This is a genomic window from Streptomyces sp. NPDC048604, assembly GCF_043199435.1.
Classification (GTDB): Bacteria; Actinomycetota; Actinomycetes; order Streptomycetales; family Streptomycetaceae; genus Streptomyces.
Genome location: NZ_JBICVX010000003.1, coordinates 50,370 through 76,206, shown reverse-complemented (window position 1 = coordinate 76,206; position 25,837 = coordinate 50,370). Strand labels below are relative to the sequence as shown.

At 70.1% G+C, this 25,837-nt stretch carries 28 protein-coding genes and 1 riboswitch; of the genes, 20 read left to right on the top strand and 8 right to left on the bottom strand.

Annotated features, from left to right (window positions below; all coding sequences use genetic code 11):
- Positions 1–34: 34 nt before the first annotated feature.
- Together ACGFMM_RS07055 and ACGFMM_RS07050 are read right to left on the bottom strand one after the other, a co-directional pair.
- On the bottom strand, positions 35–814 hold the full coding sequence (locus ACGFMM_RS07055; RefSeq protein ID WP_393643906.1) for a hypothetical protein: 780 nt from the start codon (positions 812–814) through the stop codon (positions 35–37).
- The gene (locus tag ACGFMM_RS07050; RefSeq protein ID WP_393643905.1) at positions 798–2,045 is read right to left on the bottom strand and encodes a hypothetical protein; all 1,248 of its coding nucleotides are present in this window, start codon (positions 2,043–2,045) and stop codon (positions 798–800) included. Before ACGFMM_RS07050 ends, ACGFMM_RS07055 begins: the two co-directional genes overlap by 17 nt.
- A gap of 188 nt (positions 2,046–2,233) precedes the next feature.
- Between ACGFMM_RS07050 and ACGFMM_RS07045 the strand changes: the two genes are divergently transcribed.
- A complete protein-coding gene (locus ACGFMM_RS07045; protein WP_393643903.1) occupies positions 2,234–2,689 on the top strand; it encodes a VOC family protein in 456 nt (151 codons plus the stop codon).
- A 56-nt stretch (positions 2,690–2,745) separates the two neighbouring features.
- Here the strand turns inward: ACGFMM_RS07045 and ACGFMM_RS07040 are convergent, their stop codons facing one another.
- On the bottom strand, positions 2,746–3,138 hold the full coding sequence (locus ACGFMM_RS07040) for a hypothetical protein (protein ID WP_393643901.1): 393 nt from the start codon (positions 3,136–3,138) through the stop codon (positions 2,746–2,748).
- A gap of 64 nt (positions 3,139–3,202) precedes the next feature.
- Here ACGFMM_RS07040 and ACGFMM_RS07035 point away from each other — a divergent pair, with 64 nt between their 5' ends.
- Both ACGFMM_RS07035 and ACGFMM_RS07030 read left to right on the top strand, forming a co-directional pair.
- Positions 3,203–3,622: a hydrolase gene (locus tag ACGFMM_RS07035; RefSeq protein WP_393643899.1), complete on the top strand. Its 420-nt coding sequence runs from the start codon at positions 3,203–3,205 to the stop codon at positions 3,620–3,622.
- A 38-nt stretch (positions 3,623–3,660) separates the two neighbouring features.
- Positions 3,661–4,284 (top strand): HAD-IA family hydrolase, encoded by a 624-nt coding sequence (locus ACGFMM_RS07030; RefSeq protein WP_393643897.1) that lies wholly within the window; start codon positions 3,661–3,663, stop codon positions 4,282–4,284.
- Positions 4,285–4,309: 25 nt separating this feature from the next.
- Here ACGFMM_RS07030 and ACGFMM_RS07025 read toward each other — a convergent pair whose 3' ends face one another.
- Both ACGFMM_RS07025 and ACGFMM_RS07020 read right to left on the bottom strand, forming a co-directional pair.
- Complete coding sequence (locus ACGFMM_RS07025; protein ID WP_393643895.1) at positions 4,310–4,660, bottom strand: DUF1330 domain-containing protein; 351 nt, start codon at positions 4,658–4,660, stop codon at positions 4,310–4,312.
- Positions 4,661–4,781: 121 nt separating this feature from the next.
- The gene (locus ACGFMM_RS07020) at positions 4,782–5,210 is read right to left on the bottom strand and encodes a protein-tyrosine phosphatase family protein (RefSeq protein ID WP_393643893.1); all 429 of its coding nucleotides are present in this window, start codon (positions 5,208–5,210) and stop codon (positions 4,782–4,784) included.
- 596 nt (positions 5,211–5,806) lie between these two features.
- On the opposite strand from ACGFMM_RS07020, the gene ACGFMM_RS07015 reads away from it, so the two are divergent.
- The gene (locus ACGFMM_RS07015; RefSeq protein ID WP_393643891.1) at positions 5,807–6,844 is read left to right on the top strand and encodes a hypothetical protein; all 1,038 of its coding nucleotides are present in this window, start codon (positions 5,807–5,809) and stop codon (positions 6,842–6,844) included.
- Positions 6,845–7,263: 419 nt separating this feature from the next.
- On the opposite strand, the gene ACGFMM_RS07010 is transcribed toward ACGFMM_RS07015, so the two are convergent.
- Together ACGFMM_RS07010 and ACGFMM_RS07005 are read right to left on the bottom strand one after the other, a co-directional pair.
- Positions 7,264–7,476 carry a DUF397 domain-containing protein gene (locus tag ACGFMM_RS07010; protein ID WP_393643889.1) on the bottom strand — a complete coding sequence of 71 codons (213 nt, stop codon included), beginning with the start codon at positions 7,474–7,476 and terminating at the stop codon, positions 7,264–7,266.
- Positions 7,458–8,300: a helix-turn-helix domain-containing protein gene (locus ACGFMM_RS07005; protein ID WP_393643887.1), complete on the bottom strand. Its 843-nt coding sequence runs from the start codon at positions 8,298–8,300 to the stop codon at positions 7,458–7,460. The genes ACGFMM_RS07010 and ACGFMM_RS07005 overlap by 19 nt, the downstream gene beginning before the upstream one ends.
- Positions 8,301–8,452: 152 nt before the next feature.
- Here ACGFMM_RS07005 and ACGFMM_RS07000 point away from each other — a divergent pair, with 152 nt between their 5' ends.
- The 3 genes from ACGFMM_RS07000 to ACGFMM_RS06990 all read left to right on the top strand — a co-directional run bounded on the left by ACGFMM_RS07000 (position 8,453) and on the right by ACGFMM_RS06990 (position 9,613).
- The gene (locus ACGFMM_RS07000; RefSeq protein ID WP_393643885.1) at positions 8,453–8,839 is read left to right on the top strand and encodes a hypothetical protein; all 387 of its coding nucleotides are present in this window, start codon (positions 8,453–8,455) and stop codon (positions 8,837–8,839) included.
- Positions 8,840–8,918: 79 nt separating this feature from the next.
- Positions 8,919–9,206, top strand: coding sequence for a hypothetical protein (locus ACGFMM_RS06995; protein WP_393643883.1), 288 nt, complete (start codon positions 8,919–8,921; stop codon positions 9,204–9,206).
- Positions 9,203–9,613 (top strand): type II toxin-antitoxin system VapC family toxin, encoded by a 411-nt coding sequence (locus ACGFMM_RS06990; RefSeq protein WP_393643881.1) that lies wholly within the window; start codon positions 9,203–9,205, stop codon positions 9,611–9,613. The genes ACGFMM_RS06995 and ACGFMM_RS06990 overlap by 4 nt, the downstream gene beginning before the upstream one ends.
- Here the strand turns inward: ACGFMM_RS06990 and ACGFMM_RS06985 are convergent.
- Complete coding sequence (locus ACGFMM_RS06985) at positions 9,500–12,061, bottom strand: YfhO family protein (RefSeq protein WP_393643879.1); 2,562 nt, start codon at positions 12,059–12,061, stop codon at positions 9,500–9,502. The genes ACGFMM_RS06990 and ACGFMM_RS06985 overlap by 114 nt on opposite strands.
- A 135-nt stretch (positions 12,062–12,196) precedes the next feature.
- On the opposite strand from ACGFMM_RS06985, the gene ACGFMM_RS06980 reads away from it, so the two are divergent.
- The 13 genes from ACGFMM_RS06980 (at position 12,197) to ACGFMM_RS06920 (ending at position 25,769) form a co-directional block, all read left to right on the top strand.
- Positions 12,197–13,168 (top strand): glycosyltransferase family 2 protein, encoded by a 972-nt coding sequence (locus ACGFMM_RS06980; protein WP_393643877.1) that lies wholly within the window; start codon positions 12,197–12,199, stop codon positions 13,166–13,168.
- The gene (locus ACGFMM_RS06975) at positions 13,165–13,608 is read left to right on the top strand and encodes a GtrA family protein (RefSeq protein WP_393643875.1); all 444 of its coding nucleotides are present in this window, start codon (positions 13,165–13,167) and stop codon (positions 13,606–13,608) included. Before ACGFMM_RS06980 ends, ACGFMM_RS06975 begins: the two co-directional genes overlap by 4 nt.
- Before the next feature lie 89 nt (positions 13,609–13,697).
- Positions 13,698–14,336: a SurA N-terminal domain-containing protein gene (locus ACGFMM_RS06970; protein WP_393643873.1), complete on the top strand. Its 639-nt coding sequence runs from the start codon at positions 13,698–13,700 to the stop codon at positions 14,334–14,336.
- Between the two features lie 20 nt (positions 14,337–14,356).
- Positions 14,357–15,322 (top strand): nucleoside triphosphate pyrophosphohydrolase, encoded by a 966-nt coding sequence (locus ACGFMM_RS06965; RefSeq protein ID WP_393643871.1) that lies wholly within the window; start codon positions 14,357–14,359, stop codon positions 15,320–15,322.
- Positions 15,323–15,331: 9 nt separating this feature from the next.
- Positions 15,332–16,600, top strand: coding sequence for a cytochrome P450 (locus ACGFMM_RS06960; RefSeq protein WP_393643869.1), 1,269 nt, complete (start codon positions 15,332–15,334; stop codon positions 16,598–16,600).
- A 113-nt stretch (positions 16,601–16,713) separates the two neighbouring features.
- The gene (locus tag ACGFMM_RS06955) at positions 16,714–17,700 is read left to right on the top strand and encodes a transglycosylase family protein (protein WP_393643867.1); all 987 of its coding nucleotides are present in this window, start codon (positions 16,714–16,716) and stop codon (positions 17,698–17,700) included.
- Positions 17,701–17,972: 272 nt separating this feature from the next.
- Positions 17,973–18,149, top strand: a riboswitch (cyclic di-AMP (ydaO/yuaA leader).
- Between the two features lie 2 nt (positions 18,150–18,151).
- Positions 18,152–18,856 (top strand): transglycosylase family protein, encoded by a 705-nt coding sequence (locus tag ACGFMM_RS06950; RefSeq protein WP_393643865.1) that lies wholly within the window; start codon positions 18,152–18,154, stop codon positions 18,854–18,856.
- A gap of 282 nt (positions 18,857–19,138) precedes the next feature.
- The gene (eno, locus tag ACGFMM_RS06945) at positions 19,139–20,425 is read left to right on the top strand and encodes a phosphopyruvate hydratase (RefSeq protein ID WP_393643863.1); all 1,287 of its coding nucleotides are present in this window, start codon (positions 19,139–19,141) and stop codon (positions 20,423–20,425) included.
- Positions 20,426–20,523: 98 nt separating this feature from the next.
- Positions 20,524–20,997, top strand: a complete 474-nt coding sequence (locus tag ACGFMM_RS06940) for a septum formation initiator family protein (protein ID WP_393644695.1) — start codon at positions 20,524–20,526, stop codon at positions 20,995–20,997.
- Positions 20,998–21,046: 49 nt separating this feature from the next.
- The gene (locus ACGFMM_RS06935; RefSeq protein WP_393643861.1) at positions 21,047–21,601 is read left to right on the top strand and encodes a DUF501 domain-containing protein; all 555 of its coding nucleotides are present in this window, start codon (positions 21,047–21,049) and stop codon (positions 21,599–21,601) included.
- A complete protein-coding gene (locus ACGFMM_RS06930) occupies positions 21,598–22,512 on the top strand; it encodes an exopolyphosphatase (protein ID WP_393643859.1) in 915 nt (304 codons plus the stop codon). The genes ACGFMM_RS06935 and ACGFMM_RS06930 overlap by 4 nt, the downstream gene beginning before the upstream one ends.
- A 380-nt stretch (positions 22,513–22,892) precedes the next feature.
- Positions 22,893–24,275 (top strand): NAD(P)/FAD-dependent oxidoreductase, encoded by a 1,383-nt coding sequence (locus tag ACGFMM_RS06925; protein ID WP_393643857.1) that lies wholly within the window; start codon positions 22,893–22,895, stop codon positions 24,273–24,275.
- Positions 24,276–24,455: 180 nt separating this feature from the next.
- Positions 24,456–25,769 (top strand): class I SAM-dependent methyltransferase, encoded by a 1,314-nt coding sequence (locus ACGFMM_RS06920; protein ID WP_393643856.1) that lies wholly within the window; start codon positions 24,456–24,458, stop codon positions 25,767–25,769.
- Positions 25,770–25,837: the final 68 nt, after the last annotated feature.

Here is a 25,837-nt window from a genome sequence, read left to right as displayed (position 1 = left end):
GCATGATCGGGCACCGCACCGATCCGCGTCGACCTCATTGCGGCGGCATCAGATCGCTCTCGCTGACGGTGTACGTCAGCAGGGGGTACGTGAAGTCCGTTTCGTCGTTCTCGCGACGCCGCAGCCGGTAGAACTCGCGCCGCTGCTCATCATCGGCCGGCATGAGGCGCGCACCCTGCGGGAGGTGCGCATGTCCGTCGCGAAACCGGACGAGGGTCTTCGACGTTCGGAAGGTCACGCCCAGCCATTGGTTGTCCGCCGCCCGGTCGGGCCTATCCAGCACGATTTTGTGCCTGAGCCGACGATTCGATTCGACGGAGAACGCGACGATGCCGTGGTGGGCGAGGGGGACCTCGAACGTCTCGCCGCCGGACACCTTCGACTCGAAGATCAGCTTCCTCGGCGGACTCGCTTCGGGACGGCGGTAGCAGGAGAAGACGGCGATGAACGAATCATCGGCCAGATCGAGGGCTTGGTCGGAATGGCCGCCCATTCTTCTGTAAGCGTTCGTGTAGGTCTCGATCAGCGCGTTGTTGAAGCCGACCGAAACCCCCGCCCGTTCCTGAACCTGCCGAGCCAGCCGTTCGTGCACGGCCCCGAAACGCTGCGTCGGGTTGCCGTACCGAGTCGTCGTCCGTACGAGAGGCACACCACCCGCCTCGTCGATCTTGGCGAGCACGGCGCCTTGCCGGCCTTTTCCCACGTCTTCCCAACGAGTTGACGCGTACAGCTCGGCAAAGAGATTTTCATCGGCCGACGGCGGCGACACAGCGCACGAGAGGATCTCGTCCGAGATCCTAGACTCCGGGGGCAAGGTAGTCTCCCGTGTTCATGCTGAAGAGGAATTCGTCGCCGTAGTCGATGAAGGACGAAGTCCTGTTCTCCTCGGCGTACAGCCTGCGCAGCTCGTTCATGCCGTCCGGAGTGGGCTGTCCCAGCTGCACCAAACCGCCGGCCGCTTTGAGGAACGTGCGGTCGTTCTTGTGCACGGCTTCGGCGCTCGAACAGCGCACCACGTATCCCAGGCGGGTCGGCAGCAACTCGGCGTCCAGCGCCGAAGGCCGGATTTCGTGCGTGTACAGGCGGTTGGTGGACAGCGGCATGAGGAACGCGGAGCCGGGATAGAGCGTCAGGGTGAACTGCGGGGGGAGCGCGACCCCGTCGCGTACCTCGGCAGGCTCCTTGAGACGGAAGTGGAGTCTGGTCAGCCCGCTGACACCCTTCACGCCGTGGTCGAAGGCGTCGTCGGCCAGGGGCTGCAGCTCGTCGAGCCGGTCGTAGAAGGTGCAGAAGGCCATGATGCCGTTGACGGGCATGTCCTTGGTCTTGTCGGCATGGGCCGAGATCTTGGCCTTGGACTGCTTGCGCTCGGCCGTGGCAAGGGTGTTGTGGTAGATCTGCGCGAGGACATGATTCAACGGCGCCTGGTTCCGGAAGACGGCGGCGGCCTCGCGGTTCAGAGCCTCGACGATGCCCGTGTCGGTCGGGCGGAAATTCTCGGTCGGCCCCGAGAGATTCGTGGAGCACCGGAGCAGCCGGAAATGCAGTTCGTCGCCGTCCTGTGTGACGGGCGTCAGATAGATTCCGCTGCGATGGGCTGTTCCGGGCTTGGTGGACTCCGTCAGGGACTGGAACGTGTGCTCCGCACTGATCCGCCCGAAGTGATCGGCGTCGAGCCCGAAGAAGCGGCGGTAGTACACGCCGACGCCGTGTACGCGGACGGGAACGCGGCCGAGGTCGACGAGAGGCCAGGGTGCGTCGGTATGGTCCTGGTACCCGTGCGACAGCTCCCGAACGACGAATACCCGGTCAGCCGCATGCAGGTGGCGGCGGTTCATTCCGGATATGTCGCCACACAGATAGACGGTCTTCCGCGCGAGGTCGGGCGAACCAGAAGCAAGCTCCTCCGGCGTGATCACGACCCCGAAGAAGTCCCGGATCACGTCATCGTCCTGCAGCATCGAAGGCGCAACCAAGATGTTGCCCGCATCCTCGACGGAGGCCATGGAGGCTATGGAGGCTTCTGTCAGCTCTGTTGTGTCCATCAAACCATTCGCAGATCTTGGTGGGTTGCTCAAAATCGTGGACATGGCAGCGGCCCGCACTCATTCATTCGCGATGCGGACCGTAGAACCTCGATGCTCCCACGGGGCCCGACAGCGGGCAACGAGGTTCCGGGCCCGAGCGGTCACGGGGTAGCCCGTCTGTCAGACCCGCCTGGGATGCTCCGAGCATGGAGATGACCGTGCAGCTGACGATCGACTGCTCCGATCCGCAGAAGATGGTGGCTTTCTGGGCCGAGGCCCTGGGCTACGTCCCGGAGCCTCCGCCGGGCGGGCACGCCACATGGCGTGCCTACTGGGCGGCGGTGGGGGTTCCCGAGGAGGAGTTGCCGGCCGGAGCCGGGGACATTCCGGAGTCGATCATCGATCCCGCGGGACGTGGACCGAGGGTGTGGTTCCAGCAGGTTCCGGAGCCGAAGGTCGCCAAGAACCGCTGGCACTTCGACCTGAAGGTCGGCGGGGGCCGCGACGTCCCCCTGGACGTCCGCACCCAGCGGGTCAAGGCAACGGTGGAACGACTGGTCAGAGCGGGTGCCACCGTCCTGCGGATCAAGGACGAGCCGGACACGGGCTTCTATGCCACCGCCATGCAGGACCCCGAGGGCAACGAATTCGACGTCGTCTGAGGGCCGCTGCGACGCTGCCGGTGGCGGAGATCGTAGGGGCCTGACGGTAGCGTCGGTCACTGCTGGGATGCGATGAACCGGCGCAGTTCGGCTCGCGGGTTGGGGCCCCGGCCGTAGTTCCAGGTCCGATTCAGCCATTCCTGCGACTTGATCCCTTCAAGGAACATGTCGCGCATCTCGGAGACGGCCGCCTGCTTCGCGGCTTCGCTGCGTCGGCGGCCGGCCTCGCTCCCGTCGTCGGCGGCCAGGACTTCGGCGAGCCGGCGCTCCCAGTCATCGACGCAGTCCCACGCGTGCATCTCCATGTGCCCGGAGCCCACGTGCTGGAGGCCGACCAGAACCCAGCCCTGCGCCTCCGACAGGGGCTTGCTCCCTGAGACCCACTCGGTCGCCAACTCGGCTGCTGCGAGCGCCAGTTCCGCATCGGTCTCGTTCTGTGAATCCGTCATGGCTCGACCATACCCTATTATCGTCACTCTGACGGTAACGCGATTCAGGGAGTGGGTGGGGTCGATGATCAGCGGGCTTCCGGCAGAGTTCTGGACCGTCCGGTACGTGGGTTCGCGTTTCCCGGGCGCCGCGTCCGTGGCCGCCCGGCCGGGCCTCGCGGACGGCGCCAACTGCCAGTTGTACGCGTACGAGGTGCTGCGGCACTTCGGCCTGACGCCCCCGGACCTGCGCTCCTCCGAGCTCTGGAGCGACACCGGGAGCACGGTCCACGTGGCGGACGCGCAGCCCCTCGACCTGGTCCTGTTCAGCTCCACGGCCAGTGCGTACGGGGCTCATGTCGGCGTCCACGTCGGGGACGACGCGATCCTCCACCTGTGCGCGGAGGTCGGGCACCCGACGGTCTGGGCGGCGGCGGAGTTCGCGGCACGAGAGCGCTACGCCGTCCGGCTCGGCGCCAAGAGGGTCCTCCCCCGGCCGACCTGAGACGCCGCCAGGTCCGTCCCGCCCGTACCATCGGGCGCGTGACCAGCGCAAAGTTTGTTCTCTTCGACGTCGACGGCACCCTCATGGACGCCGTCTCGAACCAGCGCCGCGTCTGGCACGAGTGGGCCGCGCGGTACGGGCTCGACGGGGACGAGGTGTACGCCGTCGCGCTCCGGACACGGCCGGTCGAGACCTTCGCGGCCGTGGCCCCGGACCGGGAGCCGGGGGAGTGCCTCGCCCTCCTGCACGCGCTGGAGGACGAGGACGTCCGCACCGGCTCGTACGCGGCCTTCGACGGCGCGGCCCACCTGCTGAACGCGCTGCCGGCGGGCCGGTGGGCGCTCGTGACGTCGAACTACGAGCACCGGGTGCGGGGACGGTTCGAACGGACCGGCCTCCCGATGCCGGGGCTCGTCGTGGACGCGGCGTCGGTGGCCGAGGGGAAGCCGTCCCCGGTGCCGTACCTGCTCGCCGCCGAGAAGCTCGGCGCGGACCCCGCGGACTGCCTGGTGATCGAGGACGCGCCGTCCGGGGTCCGCTCCGGGCTCGCCGCCGGAATGACGGTCTGGACCGTCAACACCGAGGCCCCGCACCCCGAAGCCCACCGCCACTTCCCGACGCTCGCGGCGGCCGCACCGCACGTCCTGGCCGCGCTGGCCTGAGGGAGCGCTCCCCGAAGGGCGGGTGCTACTCGGCGGACAAGGCCGCCTCCCGTATGGCCTTCACGGCCCCGGCGGGGTCGTAGCCCTCGGGGACGCCCTCGACCAGGATGATGTCGCCGTCGATGTGCCGCGAGCGCAGCGGCGCGATCTCCCGGTACGCGGGGGAGTCCCACCAGGCCCGCGCCTCGGCGGTCCCGGGGAAGCCGATCATCACGACCGCGCCGTCCCAACTCCCCTCCTTCACCTCATGCTGCGTCATGTGCACGAGATAGCGGCCTCCGTACGGCTCGAAGGTGCCGGGGAGACGCTCGATGTACTCGGCGATCTCCACGTGCGGCGCGGCGTCCTGCAGGCGGGCAATGACGTAGGCGGGCATGGCGTCGTCCTTCGGTTCGGCTCGGCTCGGTTCGGCTTCCCTACGCCGGCGATCGTGGCAGCCGGAGGCGTCGGGGTCGATGACCTCGCAGGTCATCGACAGCGCCTTGTACTGGTACCCGCTACTGGAAGCGGGAGACGAAGCGGCGTTGCCAGGGCGTCTCGACGGCGCGCGGAGCGTAGTGCTCCCGGACGTAGGCGACGGCTTCACGGTTGGGCACTCCGTCGAGCACGGCGAGGCATGCCAGTGCGGTGCCGGTTCGTCCGTGACCACCGGCGCAGGCGATCTCGACGCGCTCGGTCTCGGCGCGAGCCCACGCCTCGCGCAGCGCGTCGGCGGTCGTGGCGCGGTCGGACGGCAGCCAGAAGTCGGGCCAGCGGAGCCAGCGGCTCTCCCAGGCGACCGGCGGTGGCCGGTGGCCCAGCAGGTAGAGCGCGAAGGTGGGTTGCGGCCCCTGCGGGAGCGGCCGGCGAAGCCCCCGGCCCCGGACGAGCCGGCCCGAGGGCAGCCGCAGCACCCCCGCCGTCGTGGGCTCCCATGCAGCAGTCATGGTGCGAGCGTAGCCCGGGGGCGTTTGTCGGGGTGGGGGTTGCTGGTGGGCTTCTGGTGCGGCCGCCCTCTTGTCGAGTGTGGCCCCCTCCGTCGGGCCGTCAAGGGCGCTCCTGCGTCGCGTCGCTTCGCGATTCCGCTGTCGCTCCACCCTTGACGGCCCGCCGGAGGGGGCTGTTTCACACTCGGAGGGCGGCCGGGGGGCGGGGCCGCGCAGGGCCTGTGCTGTGGCTGGGGTTCGGCGGGCGGCCGGCGGGCCGGCGGGGGGCGGGAGGCGCGGCAGTTGAATGGGGTGCCCAATCCCGTCTCGGCGACCACCGGCCGTCGCGGGGCGGGGCTTCATGCCCGGCTGGTCATTGCCCGGTGGGGCGGGAGGGGCTGGTGGGGAGGGGTGGGGAACCGGACTCCGTCGTTTCGCGCCACTGGAGCGAGGGGTGAAGTCTCGCCAGTCACATGGGACTCGTCTGGTCACGTCCGTATCGCTTGGCGGAGTTAAGAGCATCGAAACGACAGCCAACCGCTGTCGGCGTTCGCGTGAAGGTGCACAGGACGGTGCGCGGAAAGGTGCACGGCCGGGTGGCCGTAGACTCGCGCGCCATGGCAGAGATGTTTGAGCTGGGGACCATCAGTTGCCCGTCCGGCACCCTGGTACTCATTGACGGTGGTCACCTGGGCCTGTGGAGCGGGGACCGGTCGCCGGCGGACATCGATCCGGCTCTCCTGGGTGTCGAAGACGCTGCCATGGCCGCGGGCGTCACGGACGCCGTCGACTTCGTGGTCACCGGGCCGGACGCCTGCGAAGCCGCTCGGACCTTTGACCGGCAGCCAGGCACCAGGCTCCATGACATCCCGGCCTCGAAAGCCGCCGAATTCGAGGCGACTTTCGATGGACACTGCCGATCTGCCGGCCTCGACGCCCGGCTGGAGGCCCTGCCGGTTCGGGAGGCACATGCCCACAGGGCCCGCCGGACGGGCGAAGAGGGCGGTGGCAGCTTTTTGATGTTCGGGGTGCCCGTCGTTGCAGTAGGTGGCGTACCCCGAAGCCGGCACCTGCCCGTGCTGGCTACACGGGTCGATCACGGCGACGGTGTCGGGGAACGGTGGTCCGAGATCTCGATCCGGATGGGCGAGGGCCAAGTGACGTCATCGGTTTCCTTGGGTGACATCGGCGTGGACTGGGCGCGTGTGCTTTTCGGCGATGTCGACGCCCTGAACGTCTGGCAGCACGATGAGCCGGTGGACGGCTTGGCCGATGTGGCGTTCTGGGGTGCCGCGGCAGACGCAGCGGCCGCGACGTTCGCCGCACCCGAACTGGGTGAGCCCGGCGAGGACGGTACTCGCGGGTGGACCGGCCTGCCCGTCTCGGAGGCAATGGACAGAGCACGCGCTCTGTTGAGATGGAAGAGCGAGACCGGACGGCGCATGGCGGTGGACTTCCGACCGCACTCCCATCACTGGCAGATCATGCGCGAGGTACGTGCTTCGCACGTCGAGGCCGGGTCCATGGAACTTGGTGATGCCCGAGTGCTGTGCGCAATGACGAGCTGGGGCGATGGATTCTTCCCGGTGATCGCCGACCTGGATGCGTCGGGCGGCCTCCTCGCAGTGCGAGTGCGCTTCTCCGACGAGCCCTGAACAGCCGGCCCAGAGCGCGCAAGACGGGTACGTAGCGCCGTACCTTCGTGAGCACTTTCTTTCTCGCCCCCGCGGACATTGACCAGCGGGGCATGCGGCTCCGCCCCGCGACGGCCGGTGGTCGCCGAGACGGCATTGGGCACCCCATTCAACTGCCGCGCCTCCCCGACCCCCACCCAACGGCCGGTCGCCTTACTTGCTCAGGCACCCCCGCGCCCCCTGCGTGGGCCCGGCCCCCGGGCCGCCCTCCGAGTGTGAAGCAGCGGGTGGAAGGGGTGGGTCAAGGGTGGAGCGTCAGCGGAATCGCGAAGCGACGCGACGGAGGAGCGCCCTTGACGCTCCCCTTCCAGTCGCCACACTCGATCAGAGGGCGGCCCCACCAGAAGCCCACGAGCAACTCCCGCCCCGAGAGCCCGTCCCTACGGGCGATCAGCCGGGGCGTTCACTATGAGGCCCGTGACGAACGACGCCCACGCAGCCGGCTCGAAGAGCAGGACGGGGCCGGCGGGGTTCTTGCTGTCGCGGACGGGGACGAGGGGGAGGTTGTCGGCGACTTCCAGGCACTCCCCGCCGTCGGGGTTGCTGTAGGAGCTCTTGCGCCACGTGACAGTGCTCAGATCAACTGATCGCACGCTGCTTCCTCCACCATCTCCGCGATGAACTTCCGTGAATCTACCGGGGAAAGGGCCAGATCACGGACCTGATCGTAGCCGAGCTGAAGGCGCTCGACGGAGGCCGTTTCCTCGACGAGATCGCCGGAGTACGCGGTCTCCACCCACGCAACAGTGCGGCCGTCAGTGAGCTTCAGGAACATGGTGTGCGTGTTCGTCAGGGCGGGAAGTCCGGCGGATTGCCGTAGCACTTGGAGCGTGATGTTGCGGCGCTCTCCCATGGCGAGCAGGTGCTCCAGCTGCTCGCGCCACTCATTCCTGTCCGTTAGAGGTGTGCGCAGCACCGTCTCCGACAGGATCGAGCGGAACGGTGGTGCGGAATCCCCCAGCAGCAGATCGCGTCGCCCTATGCGCGCGCCGACCTCGCGGGTCAAGTCCTCTCCGCTTGCACCGCCCAGTGCCAGTACCTCGCGTGCGTACGCAGCGGTCTGAAGCAAGCCAGGCACGATACTCACCGCGTAGTGCCAGAGGCTCAGCGCCTCGGCCTCCAACAGCATGTATCGCCGATACCGCTCCTTGAACTGCGACTGATCCCCCGCCGCCAGCTCCCACAGCGCCAGCAGCAACCCCGGCGTCCCGTAATACGTGTCCAGCGCCTGGACGACCTCCGGGCCGCCCAATGTCTCGTTCTTCTCCAGCTTGGAGAACAGCGTCGCGTCCCAGCCCAGCGCGTTGCCCAACGCTCTGAAGCTCAGCTTGCGTTCCAGCCTGAGCTTCCGCAGCTCCTCCGCGAACCGCTTGCGCGGTTCCTGGCTGCGTCCCGTGACCACCCGCCTCGCCGGCATCGCGCACTCCCCTTGTGGCACGTGTGGAACATGTGGAACTACCGCCGCGACCTGGGAAGCACCGCCCGTCCGCGCTCTTCGTTCCCCGTTTCCGGGGCCATTCTCGTAGCGCCCGGGTCACTGAGCGTAGTTCACGCGGAGGAGCGGAAGCCATGGAATGCGGAGATGTGCTGTACGACGAAGCCGCCTGTGTGGTAGGCGAGTTCAGAGGGATCGCTGGGCCCTTCGCCCTGCTCCGCCCGCTCGGCGGCGGCGGCCCCGAATGGCAGGCCGATCCCGCCGACCTCCGCCCCGCGTCCCCCGAGGAGCGGCTGCGCGCGGGTGTCCGTGCCGCCAACGGGCGTACCGCCCGCGAGGCGGCCGCCGGGCCTCAGGAGCCGGTGCCGGATCTGGGCCGGCCGCCCGAGCCGCTGCGTCACTGCGTGCCCTGCGCGCTGCTCGCCGAGCAGCGTCGGGCGGCGCGGCTGCGGGGTGACCGGAGTGCGGAGACGGACGCGAACGTCCTCCTGCGCCGCCACTTCGCGCAGGAGCATTCATAGAGGACGCCCGGGGAGGGGGAGCCGACTCGCGTCGCGCATGACCTCACGCGGATGCGGGGCTCCTCGTTAGACTCGACGCATGAGCGTGGCCCATGACCATTACCCGGAGCTCCACCGCCTGATCGACAGATTGCGGCCGGAGCAGGCAGAGGCTGTGCGGTCCGTGGTCCTGCAGCTTGTCGTGGACAATACGGATAGCACGGACGGCATGCGGGACGGGGACATGGACGGGGAGGCCGACGCCCTCACGGCCGAGCAGCCGAGACGCAGGCGCCTGTCTTTCGCCGGGGCGATCGAGGCGGACGCTGATCTGGCCACTCGGTCGTCCGACATTCTTCGTGAGGAAATGGGCGGCCGAAGTCAGTGATCGTCTGCGATACGGGCCCGATCGTCGCCGCCTTCAACGCGAAGGACGATCGGCACCAGGAGTGCGTGGATCTCCTGGAGAGTCATCCGGGACCCTTGCTGGTGCCGGCCCCCGTGCTCACGGAGGTCTGCTATCTCCTGGCGAGCCGCAGTGGCGCACGGGCCGAGGCCATGTTCCTTCGGGCGCTCGAGTCGGATGAGCTGAGCCTGGTGCCGCTGGTGGCGGCGGATCTCTCGCGCATGGCCGCTCTGGTGGAGCAGTACGCGGACTTTCCCCTCGGGGCTGCTGACGCCTCAGTGATCGCTGTTGCTGAACGGCTCGGTGCGGTGGACGTCGCGACGATCGACCACCGGCACTTCCGCGCTGTGCGGCCTCGGCACGTCGCCGCGCTCACCTTGCTTCCGTGACCTGCTGCGCCCGCCGAAGTCCCTCGGCGCACCATGCACCAGCGCCAACATCAGCACCACCCCCGCCACCCCTGCCACCCCCAGTCCCGCCCGTAGGCCCGGGGGGCGGAAGGTGCAGTGGACCGACGGTCGGTCGGCGGGCGGGTGGACGGCCAGGAGGCCGCCGTACGACTCCGTCGGGAGGTTTCCGCAGTGCCAGCCGGGGATGCGGGGGGCCGCGATGACGACCGTTCCCCGGGTGCCGCGGCGCAGTCGGGCGGTCACTCCGGTGTCCGTGACCTCGACCGAGGCGGGCGCCGTCGCCCGCAGTCCGCGCACCGCCGCACGCAGCCGGGCGTGGTCCAGGCAGCCCACGCCCGCCGACGGGCCCGTGCCGTCCAGGGTCGGCTTCGCGCCCGCTTTCTCCTGGACGCCCAGCGACGTCAGCGCCGCTCGCCTCTTCGGGGCGCCGCCCTTCAGTTCCACCGGCCTTCCCGTCGGGCCCAGTCGCGCCGTGCCCGTGAAGTCGGGGGCCCAGAGGTAGACCTCCGTGCCCACCCGGCACACTCCGTCCGCCGGCTCGTCGTACATCCGTGCCCCGAGCAGCGCCTCCTGGTTGCGGAAGGGGGAGTTCCCGTACCGGATCGCCTCCGACCCCGCCCCTTCCCTTCTTACCGTCACCAGGGGCAGCACGTCCTCCGTCCGTACGACCGCCCCGTCCCGCCACCGCGCGCCCACGCCGAACAGCGCGTCGGTCACCGGGTTGTCCAGGCTCTGGAGGTTGCGGCCGCGGGAGGTCCAGCCCGCGCCGAGGGCCGACCAGGTGCGGGTGAGGACGTCCGGGGTGTGGCTGCTGTAGTAGCCCGCGCCCTGGCCGCCGAGCAGGAGCGGGTCGTTGCCGGTGAGCTGGAGGCGTCCGGGGTCCGTGCGGTACGCGGGCCAGCCGTCCGCCGCGGCGAGCGCCGTCGCCCGCGCGTCGTGCTCCTCGCCCCAGGCCGGGTAGTCGTCCAGCCGGGCGCGCTTCGCCCGGTCCGCGTACGCCGTCGTCACCGCGGACTGCCCGATCAGCGCCCCGGCCACGAGCGTCAGCGCCACCACGGCCCGCCCTCGTCTCCCCGCCCCCGCCTGCGCCACCCGGCCGCCGCGCCGCCCCGCCCCCGCCAGTACCAGCCCGGCGACCGTCGCCGTCAGGCCCGCCGCGAAGAACGGGTACGTCCACACCGACACCAGCTCGCTCGCCGCCCCGCCCGCCGCGAGGACCGTCACCACTCCCGCGCCGCCCAGCAGCGCCCGCCGGTCCGGCAGGCCGTACGAGAGGCCCGCCCACGCGGTCAGCACCAGCACCCCGGCCAGGACGAACGACTGCCGGTACGGGCTGCCGTTCGGCGTGGCGAACACGTGCCAGACCAGATGCGTCGGCTGCCACTGCAGCGACAGCGCCACCCCGGCCGCAAGACCCGTCCACAGCAAACGTTCCCGCCGCGGCACGTCCCGGCGGAACGGCAGCGCGCACGCCAGCAGCAGCGCCCCCGTCCCGAGGAACAGCGCCGGCGAGGAGAAGCCGTACGTCGCGGGCAGCGTGCGCGCCAGCGCGTCCGGCAGCGACGCCGCCTCGAACCCCCGCGTCCAGCCCGGGTACGCCTGCCGTGAGCTGAGGAACACCGGCACCAGCACCGGCGCGGCGAGCCCCACGCCCAGCAGCACCGTCCCCGCGGCCCGCGCCACGGTCCCCGGCCGCAGCTCCCGCGCCGCCGCGAGCCGCACCAGCAGCACCAGCGCCGCGGCGAGCGTCGCCATGTACGCCGTGTAGAAGTTGGCGACCCACGCCAGGGCCACCGTCGCCGGCCCGAGGACCGGGCGCCGCCCGGCCCGTACCCATTCGCCGACCAGGCACAACAGCGGGAAGGCGATCAGGCCGTCCAGCCACATCGGGTTGTAGTTCGCCTCGATCAGCGACCAGCCGCACAGCCCGTACGAGGCTCCGAGGACCGCCGCGCCCCACCACATGCCTGGGCGCATGGCCGGCAGTAGGGCCGCCATCACCGCCGCGGCCGTCGCCGTCTTCAGGACCGTGATCACGTACACCGCGAGGTCCACGTCCGCGCGCGGAAACAGCCCGACGAGCAGCGCGAACGGGCTGGTCAGGTACGTGCCGAGGTCCGGCAGGAAGCTGGTGCCGAAGCCGGAGCCCCAGTTCAGGAGCAGGCCGCCGTCGGCCTTCCCGTGCAGCAGGTCCCACAAGTGCGCGTGGTACGGGACGAACTGGTTGCCCAGGTCGTTGACGGCGCGGGTGCGGGACCCGAAGGGGAAGGTGCGGCCGGCCGCGTCGCCGAGGCACAGGGCGAGGGCGGTGATCAGCCCGGCCACGACGGCGGGACGAGCAAACGGCGACGGCGACGGCGATGGTGCCGACAACGTCGGTGAAGACGCCGGCGAAGGTGACAGTAGTGACAGTGACGGTCTGCGCATGACAGCTCGAATATGACAGCGGTGATCGCTGAATGGTCCGGAAATCGGGCCAGTTCATGCAATCGTCGTCTGCTCGTGGGACACCCGCCATGTGTCGAATCCGCCTGCGACATGCCCGTGCACTGTCGTTTCCCCGTGCTGATCTCGATTGTGGTCCCGTGCTTCAACGAAGAGGAGATCATCGGTCGATTCCACGACCATGTGACGGCGGAACTCTCCACCCTCGACGGAGAATTCGAGCTGATCTACGTGGACGACGGAAGCCGCGACCGGACGCTCCCCATACTCGAGGAGATAGCGGAGGCCGACTCCCGCGCCCGCTACGTCTCCTTCAGCCGTAATTTCGGCAAGGAGGCGGCCATGCTGGCCGGCCTCCAGCACGCGGGCGGCGACGCCGTCGTGATCATGGACGCCGACCTCCAGCATCCGCCGGAGCTCGTGCACCGCATGCTCGCCCTGTACGCCGAGGGATACGACCAGGTCATCGCCAAGCGCACCCGCAAGGGCGACCGGGTCACCCGCACGCTCACCGCCCGCGCCTACTACTGGCTGATCAACCGGCTGGTGGACGTGGAGCTGGTCGACGGCGTCGGCGACTTCCGGCTGCTGTCCCGGCGCACGGTCGACGCGATCCTGGAGCTGACCGAGTACAACCGCTTCTCCAAGGGCCTTTTCGCCTGGGTCGGATTCCGTTCCACGACCTTCGAGTACGAGAATGCGGTGCGCGAGCAGGGCCGCTCCAAATGGAGCTTCGGAAAGCTGCTCAACTACGGACTCGACGGGCTGCTCTCGTTCAACAACAAGCCTCTCCGCGCCGCGGTCTATCTCGGTCTGATCCTCGTTTCCGTGGCATTGGCGTACGCGGCCTGGATCGTCGGTGTCGCCCTGGTGAACGGAGTCGACACCCCCGGTTATGTGACTCTGCTCGTCACCGTCACCGCGCTTTCCGGCGTGCAGATGGTGATGCTGGGGCTGGTCGGCGAGTACGTCGGGCGTATCTACTACGAGGTGAAGCGCCGGCCGCACTTCCTGGTGAAGGCGACGAACACGGGGACGGTGCCCCAGCAACAGAGGAAGCAGGACAGGCAGGAGCTCGTACGCCGATGACCGCAACCGGCGCAACCAGTACAACCCGCACGACCTGGCAGGTCGTCCGGTTCGCGCTGGTCGGCGCGGTGAACACGGGCACGTACTACGGGCTGTACCTGATGTTCGGGCTGCGGCTGCCGTACCTCGCCGCGCATGCGCTCGCGTTCCTGCTGTCGATGGTCGGCTCGTTCTTCCTGACCTCGTACTTCACCTACCGCACCCGGCCGACCTGGCGGAAGTTCCTGCTCTTCCCGCTCACCAACGCGGCCAACTTCGTGATCACCACCGTCGGCGTCTACGTGCTCGTGGACCTGGCCGGGTTCTCCGCCAGGTACGCGCCGCTCCTCGCGGCCGCGGCCGCCGTCCCCGTGACGTTTCTGCTCTCCCGAACGATCATGCTTGGAGCCGACACCACCCGAACGCACGAGTCGTTGGTCGAGACAGTCGCGACGAAGTAGTGGCCCGGGCCACGGCGACTGCCTAACATCGATCACCGCAAGGTCGTAATTCGATCAGGACGACGAACGACCCACGCCGGGAGGCTCCTTTGCACCGCCGCACTGCGCTCTCCGTCTCCGCCGCGCTCCTCGTCGCGGCCCCCCTTCTCACCGCCTGCGGCTCCGACGCGCACCCAGGCGCGGCGGCCGTCGTCGGGGGACAGCGGATCGAGGTCTCCAGTCTCCAGGCGCAGGTGAGCGACGTGCGGGCCGCGCAGCAGGCCTCGCCGCAGGCGGCGCAGCTGTTGCAGGCCACCGGCGACCTCAGCCGCGAGAAGCTCAACGGCATGATCTTCGACCGGATCGTGGAGCGGGTCGCGAAGGACCACGGTGTCAGCGCGACCCGCGCCGAGATCCAGCGGACCCGCGCCCAGGCGGCGGCGCAGGCCGGCGGCGAGGAGCGGCTCGCCACGATGCTGCTCCAGCAGCAGGGCATCGCGCCGGACCAGATCGACGCGGCGGTGCGCCGCCAGATCCTGATGAACAAGGTCGCCGAGAAGATCGGCGCGACGGACTCCCCCGAGGGCCAGAAGAAGCTGACGGAGGTGTTCACGGAGGCGTCGAAGTCGCTCTCGATCGACGTGAACCCGCGGTACGGCACCTGGGACGACGCCAAGATCCAGCTCGGTACGTACGACGCGCCGTGGATCCGGCAGCGCACGCAGCAGGCCCCGGCGATCCAGTCCTGAGCGCGCGGTAGGTTCGAGGGGTGAACGCTGAAAGCCCCGGCCGCATCGTCCTGCTCACCGCCAGCCACCGCGTGGCCCCCGGACTGCTGTCCTGGCCCGCGTGGCAGACGCTGCACGCCGCGGACCGGGTGCTGTGCGCCGACGAGCACCACCCCCAGCTGCCGTATCTGCGCGAGGCCGGGGTCGCCGTCGAGTACGTCGGCCCCTCCGCGCAGGACCTCGTCGACGCCTGCGCCGGCGGCCGTACGGTCGTGGTGCTCGCGTCCGGCGAGGGCGACCAGCCGCTGACCGACGGGCTCGCCCGGCTGGCGGGCTCCGGCCGGGTCGCCATGCCCGACCTGGAGCTGCTGCCCGGCTCGTACGATCTGCCCGGCGCCCGGCTGCTGGACCTGGTGCAGGTGATGGACCGGATCCGGCGCGAGTGCCCCTGGTCCTCGCGGCAATCGCACAAGGGCCTGGCGAAGTACGGCATCGAGGAGGCGTACGAGCTCGTCGAGGCGATCGAGGACGGGGACCGGGACGAACTGCGCGAGGAGCTCGGCGACGTGCTGCTTCAGGTCGTCTTCCACGCCCGGATCGCCGAGGAGTACGAGGACCCGGACGAGGCGTTCTCGATCGACGACGTCGCCGGGGGGATCGTCGAGAAGCTGATCCACCGGCATCCGCACGTCTTCGGCGACGCGCACGCGGAGACGCCGGAGGACGTCAAGGAGCACTGGCTGCGCACCAAGGCCGTCGAGAAGCAGCGCGACTCCGTCACGGAGGGAGTCCCGCTCGGCCAGCCCGGTCTGGCGCTCGCCGCCAAGCTCGCGGGCCGGGTCCGTACGGCGGGCCTGGACGTGGCCCTGCCGTCCGGCGACGGCATCGGCTACGAGCTGCTGGCCCTCGCGGTCCGTGCCGAGGCCGAGGGCGTCGACCCGGAGGCCGCGCTGCGCGCCGCCGGCCGGGCGTACCGCGACGCGATCCGCGCGGTCGAGCAGGGGTAACGTCGCAGGGTGAGTCAGAGCCCTGCCCCCGAACTCTTCAGCTGGGAGTTCGCCACCGATCCCTACCCCGCCTACGCCTGGCTGCGGGAGCACGCGCCCGTGCACAGGGCGACGCTGCCCAGTGGCGTGGAGGCGTGGCTGGTGACGCGGTACGGGGACGCGCGGCAGGCGCTGGCGGACCAGCGGCTGTCGAAGAATCCGGCGCATCACGACGAGCCCGCGCACGCCAAGGGCAAGACCGGCATTCCGGGCGAGCGCAAGGCCGAGTTGATGACGCATCTGCTGAACATCGACCCGCCGGACCACACCCGGCTGCGCCGGCTCGTGTCGAAGGCGTTCACCCCGCGCCGGGTCGCCGAGTTCGAGCCGCGGGTGCAGGAGCTGACCGACCGGCTGATCGATGACATCGTCTCCAAGCACCACGGCGGCGAGAAGGGCGCGGTGGGCACGGCGGACCTCATCCACGAGTTCGCCTTCCCGCTGCCCATCTACGCCATCTGCGATCTGCTCGGCGTCCCCCGCGAGGACCAGGACGACTTCCGGGACTGGGCCGGGATGATGATCCGGCACGGCGGAGGTCCCCGCGGGGGAGTGGCGCGCTCGGTGAAGAAGATGCGCGGCTACCTCGCCGAGCTGATCCACCGCAAGCGTCTCGATCCGGGCGACGACCTGATCTCCGGTCTCATCCGCGCCTCGGACCACGGCGAGCACCTCACCGAGAACGAGGCCGCCGCGATGGCCTTCATCCTGCTCTTCGCCGGCTTCGAGACCACCGTGAACCTCATCGGCAACGGCGTGTACGCGCTGCTGCGCAACCCGGAGCAGCGCGAGCGCCTGCAGGCGTCCCTGGCCGCCGGTGAGACGGAGCTGCTGGCCACCGGCGTGGAGGAGCTGCTGCGGTACGACGGTCCCGTGGAGCTGGCGACGTGGCGGTTCGCCACCGAGCCGCTCACCCTGGGCGGGCAGGACATCCGGCCCGGCGACCCGGTCCTGGTGGTGCTCGCGGCCGCCGACCGGGACCCGGAGCGGTTCGCCGAGCCGGACATTCTCGATCTGTCGAGGCGCGACAATCAGCACCTCGGGTACGGGCACGGGATCCACTACTGTCTGGGCGCCCCGCTGGCCCGTCTGGAGGGCCAGATTGCGCTCGCGTCGCTGCTGACTCGCTTGCCGGACTTGCGACTTGGGGCCGATCCGGCCGAACTGCGGTGGCGCGGCGGGCTGATTATGCGTGGCCTGCGCACGCTTCCGGTGGAGTTCACCGTCCCGTACAACTGACGGCGCGTCATGAATGTGATCTTTACGTGATCTCCGCTGCATCGACTTGTGACTCACGTTCGAATGCCGCTACTTTCACCGACACCTCAGCAGTCACGCGAAAGGCACTCCCCATGCGCTCCGGGAACGGACGACACCGCAGACCCCGTCAGGCCCCCGCTCTCGTCGTCGCCGCGGGGGTGACCGGATCCGCCCTCGCCCTTCCGCTGCTCGCCGCGGGCTCCGCCTCCGCCGCCGACGGGGCGACGTGGGACCGGGTCGCCGAGTGCGAGTCGGGCGGACTGTGGAGCGCCGACTTCGGCAACGGGCTGTACGGCGGGCTGCAGTTCACCCAGGAGACGTGGGACTCGTACGGCGGCACCGAGTACGCCGCCCGCCCGGACCTCGCCAGCCGCGCCCAGCAGATCGCGGTCGCCGAGAAGGCGCTGGCCGCGCAGGGGGCGAAGACGTGGGCCACCTGTGCCGCGATCGTCGGCCTGAAGGACGACGGCACGCTGAAGCCGTCCACGAAGCCCGGTGGCGTGCTGCCCACCGCTCCGACGACTCCGTCCACGTCGGCCGATGCGGACGCGAATCAGGACGACCGCGGGGAGGACTCCCCGGGCAAGGTGAAGTCCGACAAGTCCCTTCTGCCCGATGCGTCCGGTCAGCCGGGCGACGAGTCGGCCGAGAGCGGCGCCCCGGCCACCCCCACCACGCCCGCCGAGGACCACGCCACCCCCTCCGACCCTTCCGCTCCCGGCACGGGCAAGCACCGCGGCGACGCCGCGACCGAGAACCCGGATGAATCGGGCGACTCGTCCGAATCGGGGCGTCACGCCGCGCCGGCTGACGATGCGACACGCGACGCCGGCCGCACCGACCTCGACGAAGCGGGCGTTAATGGTACGGACGAGACCAAGGACGCCAAGGGTAAGAAGGCGGACACTTCGGACGAGTACACCGTCCAGCCCGGCGACAACCTCACGCAGATCGCGGCCGAGCACGAGCTCGACGGCGGCTGGCGCGCCCTCTACAAGGCCAACAAGGAGACCGTCGGGGGCGACCCGGACCTCATCCTCCCTGGCCAGAACCTGGAACTGACCGACCGGCAGAAGTAGGAGCGGCGGGCAGTTCGACGCCTTATGTCCGGTTCTGCGCAAATGAGACATGAGTCTCTTCGCCCCAACTGGCGTGTCCTGTCCGCAAAGTTTGCTTCCGTCACCTCCCACCAGCACAAACACCTCCGGCGGTAAGGCAAGTACGGGCGATTTTCCCGGGATGTCGGTCTTTGAACTTCCGGAGGGTCTGTGTCTACGGTCGTGACCGCTCGCCACCGCGGGCCCCGCCGACCGGAACGCCGAGTCCTGCCGCCGGCCGTCGGGAACAGTCGTCGCGTCAAGCGCCGAAGGCAGGAGCGGGGGACCCAAGGTAAGTGCCGGTCCCGGCCGTCGAGAGATGACGGCCGAACGACCGGCTCGGGGTGAAGCCGCGTGCGAGAGCACGCGGCCGGGCAACTCTTCCGGCCCGAACCCGACAGCTCACCTCGCAGGCGTCGGTGAGGAGACTTCCATGCTGTTTTCCGGCAAGGGCAAACACCGCCGTTCCTCCAAGGCCACCCGCGCCGTCGCGCTCGCCGGCATCGCCGGTGTCGCCGTCGCCGCGCCGCTGATGGCCGCGGGCAACGCGTCCGCCGCCACCGCCTCCGAGTGGGACCGCGTCGCCCAGTGCGAGTCCGGCGGCAACTGGTCCATCAACACCGGCAACGGCTACTACGGCGGCCTGCAGTTCTCGGCCTCCACCTGGGCCGCCTACGGCGGCACCGCCTTCGCGGCCACCGCCGACCAGGCCTCCAAGGCCCAGCAGATCCAGATCGCCGAGAAGGTCCTGGCCGGCCAGGGCAAGGGTGCGTGGCCGAGCTGCGGCGTGGGCCTGTCCAACGCCGCGTACACCGGCGGCGCCGCCGAGCAGGCGCAGCCGGAGCGCAAGGCCGAGCAGCCGACCACCCGCAGCGAGCAGCGCACCGCGCCGAAGCCCGTCGCGAAGGCCGCGAAGAAGGCCGCCAAGGCCGACGCCAAGAAGACCGTCACCACCCCGACCGGCAAGAAGGTCAAGAAGGGCGACGGCGAGTACAAGGTCGTCGCCGGCGACACGCTGAGCAAGATCGCCGCCGCGCACGACGTCAAGGGCGGCTGGGAGAGGCTCTTCCAGCTGAACAAGGACGTCGTCGAGGACGCCGACCTGATCTACCCGGGCCAGCAGCTCCACCTGAAGTGAGCCTCGCGGCCCGGGTGGGTCCGGCGGCCCACCCGTGCCGTGCGACCCTCCCGCGGTGACCACCCCGGCCCTGCGCGCAACTCCCCCCGTGTGCGCAGGGCCGGGGTTTCCGCATGGTTACTTGCGAGTAGTACGAGATCTTTCGCCCGGGATGCCCGCGCTCGGGTCCTTTTTCGTCCCAGGGGGCGGGCACCGACTGGCCGGGCACCCCGAGCCGGATAGGCTCATGTCGCAAGGCCAAGAGACCTTCGCACCTCTTCTCACGTCACATCCCAGAAGGAGATGCTCGTGCCGTCCATCGACGTCGTCGTAGCCCGGGAAATCCTGGACTCCCGAGGCAATCCCACGGTCGAGGTCGAGGTCGGCCTCGACGACGGCAGCACCGGCCGTGCTGCCGTTCCGTCCGGCGCCTCCACCGGTGCGTTCGAAGCCCTCGAGCTCCGCGACGGTGACAAGAGCCGTTACGGCGGCAAGGGCGTCGAGAAGGCCGTCCTCGCCGTGATCGAGCAGATCGGCCCGGAGCTCGTCGGCTACGACGCCACCGAGCAGCGCCTCATCGACCAGGCGATGTTCGACCTGGACGCCACCGACGACAAGTCCTCGCTCGGCGCCAACGCCATCCTCGGCGTCTCCCTCGCCGTGGCGCACGCCGCCTCCGAGGCCTCGGACCTGCCGCTGTTCCGCTACCTCGGCGGCCCGAACGCGCACCTGCTGCCCGTTCCGATGATGAACATCCTGAACGGCGGCTCGCACGCCGACTCCAACGTGGACATCCAGGAGTTCATGATCGCGCCGATCGGCGCCGAGTCCTTCTCCGAGGCGCTGCGCTGGGGTGCGGAGGTCTACCACACCCTCAAGTCCGTCCTGAAGACCAAGGGCCTGTCCACCGGCCTCGGCGACGAGGGCGGCTTCGCCCCGAACCTCGGCTCCAACCGTGAGGCGCTCGACCTCATTGTGGAGGCCATCAAGCAGGCCGGCTACGTCCCGGGCAAGGACATCGCGCTGGCGCTCGACGTCGCCGCGTCCGAGTTCTACAAGGACGGCGCCTACGAGTTCGAGGGCAAGTCCCGCACGGCCGCCGAGATGACCGAGTACTACGAGGAGCTCGTCTCCGCGTACCCGATGGTCTCCATCGAGGACCCGCTGTACGAGGACGACTGGGCCGGCTGGAAGGTCCTCACCGACAAGCTGGGCACCAAGGTCCAGATCGTCGGCGACGACCTGTTCGTCACCAACCCGGAGCGCCTGGCCCGTGGCATCGAGGAGGGCACCGCGAACGCCCTGCTGGTGAAGGTGAACCAGATCGGTTCGCTGACCGAGACCCTCGACGCCGTCGAGCTGGCTCAGCGCAACGGCTTCAAGTGCATGATGTCCCACCGTTCCGGCGAGACCGAGGACGTCACCATCGCCGACCTCGCGGTCGCGGTGAACTGCGGCCAGATCAAGACCGGCGCCCCGGCCCGCTCGGACCGCGTCGCCAAGTACAACCAGCTGCTGCGCATCGAGGAGATCCTCGACGACGCCGCGGTCTACGCCGGCCGCAGCGCCTTCCCGCGCTTCAAGGGCTGACGCCAAGCCGTAGGGCAGCTTCCCCGCGTCCCCGCACTCGGTCCCGTACCGTGTGCGGGGACGCGCGTGTGACCAGGGGACCAGGGGAGGCGTACGACATGGCCGCGAAGGACCGGGACCGGTTCTCGACCGCGACCCGGCTGCGGCTGCTCGGCGAGCAGACCGCCGCCCGTGTCTACCGCTCCCAGACCCGCCGGCAGGCCCGCCGCTCCCGGCTCACCGGCCGCGCCGCCTTCCTCGCCCTGGTCGTCTGCTCCCTGGTGGTCGCGCTCGCCTACCCGATGCGGCAGTACGTCTCCCAGCAGGCCGCCATCGCCGACCAGGAGCGGCAGGCCGCCGAGGCCGCCGACCGGGTCGAGCAGCTGCGCGACGAGAAGGCCCGGCTGCAGGACCCCGCGTACGTCCGCCGGCTGGCCCGCGAGCACCTGCACTACGTGCTGCCCGGCGAGACCGGCTTCACCGTGAACGACCCGGACGCCGCGGGCCGCCCCCGCTCCGACGCCGGCGGCGACGGCCGCGCCTGGTACTCCGACCTCTGGGAAGGCGTCGACCACGCCGACGCGCGCCGCTGAGGGATGATGGGGGCGACCCCGCCCCGACGACGAGAAGACTTGACCACGCATGGAAACGCCCCCTCCGCAGACCGAATCCACCGCGCCCACCGAGGCGGACGTCGCCGCGTTCGAGGAACAGCTCGGGCGCCCGCCGCGCGGCCTGCGGGCGATCGCGCACCGCTGCCCCTGCGGGCAGCCGGACGTCGTCGAGACCGCGCCGCGGCTCCCCGACGGCACCCCGTTCCCGACCACGTACTACCTGACGTGCCCGAAGGCCAACTCGGCGATCGGCACGCTGGAGGCCAACGGGGTCATGAAGGAGATGCAGGCCCGGCTCGGCACCGACCCGGAGCTGGCCGCCGCCTACCGCGCCGCCCACGAGGACTACATCGCCCGCCGCGACGCCATCGAGGTCCTGGAGGGCTTCCCGAGCGCCGGCGGCATGCCGGACCGGGTCAAGTGCCTGCACGTGCTCGTCGGCCACGCGCTGGTCGCCGGCCCCGGGGTGAACCCGCTGGGCGACGAGGCGCTGGCGATGCTGCCGGAGTGGTGGGCCAAGGGTCCGTGCGTCACGCCGTGCGCCGACAAGGAGGCCGGCAAGGAAGAGGGGGCCGCCGAATGACGCGCGTCGCGGGCATCGACTGCGGGACCAACTCCATCCGTCTGCTCGTCGCCGACGTCCACCCCGACACCGGCGAGCTGATCGAGCTGGACCGGCGGATGACGATCGTCCGGCTCGGCCAGGGCGTGGACCGGACCGGCCGGCTGGCCCCCGAGGCGCTGGAGCGCACCTTCGCGGCCTGCCGTGAGTACGCCGCCGTGATCGAGGAGCTGGGCGCCGAGCGGCTGCGCTTCGTCGCCACCTCCGCCTCCCGGGACGCCGAGAACCGGGACGAGTTCGTGCGCGGGGTCGTGGACATCCTGGGCGTGGAGCCCGAGGTGATCTCCGGCGATCAGGAGGCCGCGTTCTCGTTCACCGGCGCGACGTCGGAGCTGGACGGGGACGAGCGGTACCTGGTGGTGGACATCGGCGGCGGCTCGACCGAGTTCGTCGTCGGCAACAGGCACGTCGAGGCGGCCCGTTCGGTCGACATCGGCTGCGTCCGGCTCACCGAGCGGCATGTGCGGCACGACCCGGTGAGCGCCGAGGAGGCCGACGCGATCCGCGCGGACGTCCGCGCCGCGCTCGACCTGGCCGAACAGACCGTCCCGCTCGCCTCGGCCGAGACCCTGGTGGGCCTGGCCGGCTCGGTCACCACCGTCGCCGCGATCGCGCTGGACCTGCCGGAGTACGACTCCGGGAAGATCCACCGTGCCGTGATCCCGTACGAGCAGGTCGTCGCCGTCACCGAGCGGCTGCTCGCCTCCACCCACGACGAGCGGGCCGCGATCCCCGTGATGCACCCCGGCCGGGTGGACGTCATCGTGGCCGGCGCGCTGGTCCTGCGGGAGATCATGGAGCGGACCGGAGCCCGTCAGGTCGTGGTCAGCGAGCACGACATTCTCGACGGAATCGCCCTGTCGGTGGCATAAGGGCCGGGTCGTGCGCCATCCGGCGACAGCCCGTCGGAAAAACTTCGTGAAGTTCTTCACAAGAAAAAGCCCCTGATGGGAGCCCAAGAGGGTCTCAGGACGGTCTTCTGAGCCTCACGCGCCCCTGTCGGGGCTCTTTCTTAGGTGTGAAGCCGAGTTCGCTCGAAGTTTCCATCGCGTGAACGTGTCGGGCCGTTCCGCGTTACGAACGGCTCTCTGGGCCAGTTCAACGGGGGTGAACAACGTTCACCCCTGCACCCGGGTTCCTTTGCGGCAACATGACCTGGGTCACGTGGGCCGCGGAGTGTAGCAGAGGTGGTCCAGAAGCTTGTGAAGGGGCGCACGAGCGACCCCCTCCGGGCGGGTGGATACTCGATGGCATGAGCACCACGGAGCGTCCCAGGATCCTCGTAGTAGGCGGTGGGTACGTAGGCCTGTACGCAGCTCGGCGCATTCTGAAGAAGATGCGCTACGCGGAGGCGACCGTCACGGTCGTCGACCCGCGGTCGTACATGACCTACCAGCCCTTCCTCCCCGAAGCCGCCGCCGGCAGCATCTCGCCGCGCCACGTCGTCGTCCCGCTGCGACGCGTCGTGCGCGGAGCGGAGGTGCTCACCGGCCGGGTCACCACCATCGACCAGGACCGCAAGGTCGCCACGATCGCGCCCCTCGTGGGCGAGGCGTACGAGCTGCCTTTCGACTACCTGGTCATCGCGATGGGCGCGGTCTCCCGCACCTTCCCGATCCCCGGCCTCGCCGAGCAGGGCATCGGCATGAAGGGCATCGAGGAGGCCATCGGGCTGCGCAACCACGTCCTCGAGCAGCTGGACAAGGCCGACTCGACGACCGATGAGGAGGTCCGCCGCAAGGCGCTGACCTTCGTCTTCGTGGGCGGCGGCTTCGCCGGCGCGGAGACCATCGGCGAGGTCGAGGACATGGCCCGCGACGCCGCGAAGTACTACCAGAACGTGAGCCGCGAGGACATGCGGTTCATCCTGGTGGACGCGGCCGACAAGATCCTTCCCGAGGTCGGCCCCAAGCTCGGCCAGTACGGCAAGGAGCACCTGGAGAGCCGCGGGATCGAGATCTACCTCTCGACCTCCATGGACTCCTGCGTCGACGGCCACGTCGTGCTGAAGAACGGCCTCGAGGTCGACTCCAACACCATCGTGTGGACCGCCGGCGTCAAGCCGAACCCGGCCCTGGCCCGCTTCGGTCTGCCGCTCGGCCCCCGCGGCCACGTGGACACCTCGGAGAAGCTCCAGGTCCAGGGCACCGACTACATCTGGGCCGCGGGCGACAACGCCCAGGTCCCGGACGTCGCCTCCCGCGAGGCCGGCATCGAGAACGCCTGGTGCCCGCCGAACGCCCAGCACGCCCTGCGCCAGGCCAAGGTCCTCGGCGACAACGTGGTGGCCGGCATGCGCGGCTTCCCGCAGAAGACCTACAAGCACTCCAACAAGGGTGCCGTCGCGGGTCTGGGTCTGCACAAGGGCGTCGCGATGATCGTCATGGGCAAGATCAAGATCAAGCTCAAGGGCCGTCTCGCCTGGTACATGCACCGTGGCTACCACGGCATGGCCATGCCGACCTGGAACCGCAAGATCCGCGTCTTCGCCGACTGGACCCTGGCGATGTTCCTCAAGCGCGAGGTCGTCTCCCTCGGTGCGATGGAGACGCCGCGCGAGGAGTTCTACGAGGCCGCCAAGCCGGCCCCGGCGCCCGCCAAGGCGGCCGCTCCGGAGAAGGCCAAGGCCTCCTGAGGCTCCGGCCGTACAACTGAACAACCCCGAAGGGGCCGTCCGCCATCCGTGGTGCGGACGGCCCCTCGGTGTGTTTTGAACGGTGTTGCGCGCAAAGGGGGACTGAAAACCCTACCGTCGGTGTTCCCATGGTGACTGGTGACGAACAACTGGGGCACGACATCAACGGAGGTGTGCGCCATGGCCGATGCCGCACAGCGGCTGACCGCTCTCGCCGAGGACCTGCTGGGGCGTCCGTTCCCGGTCCGGCTGCGTGCCTGGGACGGCAGCGAAGCAGGACCCGCCGGGGGACCCGTGCTCGTCGTCCGGCAGCGCCGGGCCCTGCGCCGGCTGCTGTGGAAGCCGGGCGAGCTGGGCCTCGCGCGGGCCTGGGTGGCCGGTGAGATCGACGTCGAGGGCGACCTCTACACGCTTCTGGACGGGCTCGCCGGGCTGCTCTGGGACCGCGGCGACGAGGACGGGACGCACGCCGTGCATCCGCTCCTCGACCCGCGGCTGCGGACCGCCGCCAAGGCCCTGCTGAAGGTCGCCGGCCCCTTCCCGCCGCCCCCGCCGCCGGCCGAGGAACTGCGCCGGCGCAGCGGCCGGCTGCACACCCGGGCCCGCGACAAACAGGTCATCAGCCACCACTACGACGTGGGCAACGACTTCTACGCGCTGGTCCTCGGGCCGTCCATGGTCTACTCGTGCGCCTACTGGACCGACGGCGGGACGCTGGAGGACGCCCAGCGCGACAAGCTGGACCTGATCGCCCGCAAGCTGGCGCTGCGGCCGGGCGACCGGCTGCTCGACGTGGGCTGCGGCTGGGGCTCGATGGCGATCCACGCGGCCCGCGAGTTCGGCGCCGAGGTCGTCGGCATCACCCTCTCCCGCGAGCAGGCCGCCTTCGCCCGCAAGCGGGTCGCCGAGGAGGGTCTGGCCGACAAGGTGGAGATCCGCGTCCAGGACTACCGGGACGTGAAGGACGGCCCGTACGACGCGATCTCGTCGATCGGCATGGCCGAGCACGTCGGCTCGGTGCAGTACCGGGAGTACGCGGACGACCTGTACGCCCTGCTCAAGCCCGGCGGGCGGCTGCTCAACCACCAGATCTCCCGGCGCCCTGAGCGCGACGAGGACGCGTACCACGTGGACGCGTTCATCGACGCGTACGTCTTCCCCGACGGCGAACTCGCCCCGATGGGCCGCACGCTGAGCACCCTGGAGGACGCCGGCTTCGAGGTGCGCGACGTGGAGGCGATCCGGGAGCACTACGCGCTCACGCTGCGGGAGTGGGTGGCGAACCTGGAGCGGCACTGGCCGCGGGCGGTGAAGCTCACCTCACCGGGCCGGGCCCGGATCTGGCGGCTGTACATGGCCGCCTCGGCGGTCTCCTTCGAGCGCAACCGGATCGGCGTGAACCAGTTCCTGGCGGTGAAGACCCCGGAGTCGGGGACGAGCGGGCTGCCGCTGCGGCCGCGGCGCTGGACCGAGCGGGACGAGCGGGAGGACTGAGGGGCCGTACGTCCTGTGTACGGCGAAGGGCCGGGTTCCCGCGGGGGAACCCGGCCCTTCGCCGTACC

What these genes read in the sequence shown, in the direction of transcription:
- ACGFMM_RS07050 (WP_393643905.1), bottom strand. Translation starts at nt 2,045, where the DNA reads ATGGACACAACAGAGCTGACAGAAGCCTCCATAGCCTCCATGGCCTCC.
- ACGFMM_RS07045 (WP_393643903.1), top strand. Translation starts at nt 2,234, where the DNA reads ATGGAGATGACCGTGCAGCTGACGATCGACTGCTCCGATCCGCAGAAG.
- ACGFMM_RS07040 (WP_393643901.1), bottom strand. Translation starts at nt 3,138, where the DNA reads ATGACGGATTCACAGAACGAGACCGATGCGGAACTGGCGCTCGCAGCA.
- ACGFMM_RS07035 (WP_393643899.1), top strand. Translation starts at nt 3,203, where the DNA reads ATGATCAGCGGGCTTCCGGCAGAGTTCTGGACCGTCCGGTACGTGGGT.
- ACGFMM_RS07025 (WP_393643895.1), bottom strand. Translation starts at nt 4,660, where the DNA reads ATGCCCGCCTACGTCATTGCCCGCCTGCAGGACGCCGCGCCGCACGTG.
- ACGFMM_RS07020 (WP_393643893.1), bottom strand. Translation starts at nt 5,210, where the DNA reads ATGACTGCTGCATGGGAGCCCACGACGGCGGGGGTGCTGCGGCTGCCC.
- ACGFMM_RS07015 (WP_393643891.1), top strand. Translation starts at nt 5,807, where the DNA reads ATGGCAGAGATGTTTGAGCTGGGGACCATCAGTTGCCCGTCCGGCACC.
- ACGFMM_RS07005 (WP_393643887.1), bottom strand. Translation starts at nt 8,300, where the DNA reads ATGCCGGCGAGGCGGGTGGTCACGGGACGCAGCCAGGAACCGCGCAAG.
- ACGFMM_RS07000 (WP_393643885.1), top strand. Translation starts at nt 8,453, where the DNA reads ATGGAATGCGGAGATGTGCTGTACGACGAAGCCGCCTGTGTGGTAGGC.
- ACGFMM_RS06995 (WP_393643883.1), top strand. Translation starts at nt 8,919, where the DNA reads ATGAGCGTGGCCCATGACCATTACCCGGAGCTCCACCGCCTGATCGAC.
- ACGFMM_RS06985 (WP_393643879.1), bottom strand. Translation starts at nt 12,061, where the DNA reads ATGCGCAGACCGTCACTGTCACTACTGTCACCTTCGCCGGCGTCTTCA.
- ACGFMM_RS06975 (WP_393643875.1), top strand. Translation starts at nt 13,165, where the DNA reads ATGACCGCAACCGGCGCAACCAGTACAACCCGCACGACCTGGCAGGTC.
- ACGFMM_RS06955 (WP_393643867.1), top strand. Translation starts at nt 16,714, where the DNA reads ATGCGCTCCGGGAACGGACGACACCGCAGACCCCGTCAGGCCCCCGCT.
- ACGFMM_RS06950 (WP_393643865.1), top strand. Translation starts at nt 18,152, where the DNA reads ATGCTGTTTTCCGGCAAGGGCAAACACCGCCGTTCCTCCAAGGCCACC.
- eno (WP_393643863.1), top strand. Translation starts at nt 19,139, where the DNA reads ATGCTCGTGCCGTCCATCGACGTCGTCGTAGCCCGGGAAATCCTGGAC.
- ACGFMM_RS06940 (WP_393644695.1), top strand. Translation starts at nt 20,524, where the DNA reads ATGGCCGCGAAGGACCGGGACCGGTTCTCGACCGCGACCCGGCTGCGG.
- ACGFMM_RS06935 (WP_393643861.1), top strand. Translation starts at nt 21,047, where the DNA reads ATGGAAACGCCCCCTCCGCAGACCGAATCCACCGCGCCCACCGAGGCG.
- ACGFMM_RS06930 (WP_393643859.1), top strand. Translation starts at nt 21,598, where the DNA reads ATGACGCGCGTCGCGGGCATCGACTGCGGGACCAACTCCATCCGTCTG.
- ACGFMM_RS06925 (WP_393643857.1), top strand. Translation starts at nt 22,893, where the DNA reads ATGAGCACCACGGAGCGTCCCAGGATCCTCGTAGTAGGCGGTGGGTAC.
- ACGFMM_RS06920 (WP_393643856.1), top strand. Translation starts at nt 24,456, where the DNA reads ATGGCCGATGCCGCACAGCGGCTGACCGCTCTCGCCGAGGACCTGCTG.